This window comes from Robiginitalea sp. (genome assembly GCF_049588695.1).
Lineage (GTDB): Bacteria > Bacteroidota > Bacteroidia > Flavobacteriales > Flavobacteriaceae > Robiginitalea.
Genome location: NZ_JBAVZJ010000388.1, coordinates 1 through 2105, shown reverse-complemented (window position 1 = coordinate 2105; position 2105 = coordinate 1). Strand labels below are relative to the sequence as shown.

Genomic DNA, 2105 nt, shown 5'->3' with positions numbered 1-2105 from the left:
CCGGAAGACCAGTTGGTCTTAACCTCCATTAATTCAGTTCAAAATGCAAATACGCACAGCCTTACCGCGACCCTGACCATGCAAAGGCTTTACGACCAGCTTGGCCTTAAAAAAACAGGGGGTAAGGCCACCAACCAGATCGCAGCTCCGAGGGGCAGACCGGGCGATCCAAACGAAGAAGGAGCGGCAAAACCCCCTAAGAAGACCTCCAAACTGGCCAATATAGGAATCGATATTCTTACAATGGTGAAGCGGTTAAACATCAATTACCTGGAGAATAATGGCTCTGTACTCCCGGGTTATACACAGTCTGTGGGCTTTATTGGAACCACAAAACCCACCCTTGGCTTTGTATTCGGAAGCCAGGCCGATGTCCGCTTCGAGGCTGCCCGAAAAGGATGGTTGACCGATTTTCAGGAATTCAACCAGCAGTTTATCCGACGTACAAACAAACAACTCAGCCTTACCGCTACGGCCCTTCCTGTTCCCGAATTGACCATTGACCTGCTGGCAGAACGACAATTTTCAAGTTCCAGGAGGGAGAATTTCCGTATTGAAGATGGGGATTATATCGCTCTCACGCCCAACACGTTTGGCACCTTCAGTATTTCGACGATCATGATTGGGACCGCCTTTTCGAGCAGCGATGAATTTGATTCTGCAACTTTTGAGACCTTTAAGGATAACAGGCTCGCAGTGGCCAACAGGTTACAGGCTGAAGGCAACCTGCCGGATACCGGGAGGGATGAGGACGGGTTTCCGAATCTCTATGGGAAGACCAGTCAGGACGTCTTATTGCCTGCCTTTTTTGCGGCCTATACCGGAAAAGATCCGGAGAAGGTCAACCTCGGCGCTTTCCGGGATATTCCCTTGCCGAACTGGAACATTAAATACACCGGGCTGATGAAGAACAAATGGTTCCGGAAAAAATTCAAGCGCTTTTCGCTCAGCCATGGATATCGGGCTGCTTATAGCATTAATTCTTTCCAGACCAACCTGGAAAGGGATCAGCTGATCGGCACAGGGGAGGATCCCATCAATCCGGAAACGGGAGACCTCCTACCGGAGAATATCATCAATAATGTGGTCCTGAACGATGCGTTTAACCCCCTGATCCGGGTGGATTTCGAGATGCAGAACAGCCTGAGCGTGTTGGCAGAAGTACGCACAGACCGGGCCCTTTCCATGTCTTTTGACAACAACCTGCTCACAGAAATCAATGGAAAGGAATACTCTGTCGGGCTCGGGTACCGCATTCGGGATGTCAATTTTGTCACGCGTATTGGGGGGGAGCGGACCCGGCTCAAAGGAGATCTCAATTTTAAAGCAGACGTGAGTCTGCGCGACAACATTACCATAATCAGGAATCTGGATCTGGACAACAACCAGGTAACCTCCGGACAGAACCTGTTATCGATTAAGTTTACAGTGGATTACGCCCTCACCAAAAGTCTCAACGCCCTGTTTTTTTACGACCACAACTTCTCACAGTTTGCCGTTTCTACGGCTTTCCCGCAAACTACAATCAATACCGGGTTTACCCTGAGGTATAATTTTGGAAATTAGGAAATGGCCCCTTTTTTGGAAAAGAATCCTGGGCCCGGAGCACGGCCCATCCGCTTTTTTACCTTCAGAGTTGGCACGTACGGGATGAAAAACTACATTTGTCAGGCGAGCTAAATTTCAATATAAGATGAACGTACCTGCCGAACTGAAGTATACCAAGGACCACGAATGGATTAAGATAGATGGCGACACCGCCACTATTGGAATTACAGATTTTGCCCAGGGAGAACTGGGGGATATCGTTTATGTGGAAGTTGAAACCGTAGATGAAACCCTGGAACGGGAAGAAGTCTTTGGAACCGTTGAGGCGGTAAAGACCGTCTCAGACCTCTTTTTGCCCGTAAGTGGCGAAATTCTAGAATTCAACGAGGATTTAGAAGCGGAGCCTGAAAAAGTCAACGAGGACCCTTATGGTGCAGGGTGGATGGTCCGGGTTAAAATGTCCGATATTTCCGAGGTAGAAGACCTCCTCGATGCCGAGGCCTATACAGAGTTGATCGGTGGCTGAAAACAAGTGGTGGACCTTCCTGTTTTTTCTC

The 2105-nt window shown here is 48.9% G+C and carries 2 protein-coding genes; both read left to right on the top strand.

The annotated features are described in order from the left end of the window. The coding region (gene sprA, locus WBV75_RS09185; protein WP_424120327.1) for a cell surface protein SprA at positions 1-1566 on the top strand (1566 nt) is incomplete at its 5' end. A gap of 127 nt (positions 1567-1693) precedes the next feature. Next, entirely contained in the window at positions 1694-2074 is a 381-nt protein-coding gene (gcvH, locus tag WBV75_RS09180) for a glycine cleavage system protein GcvH (protein WP_424120326.1), read from the top strand. Positions 2075-2105: the final 31 nt, after the last annotated feature.

Coding starts and splice junctions, on each gene's coding strand:
- gcvH (WP_424120326.1), top strand. CDS start 1,694: ATGAACGTACCTGCCGAACTGAAGTATACCAAGGACCACGAATGGATT.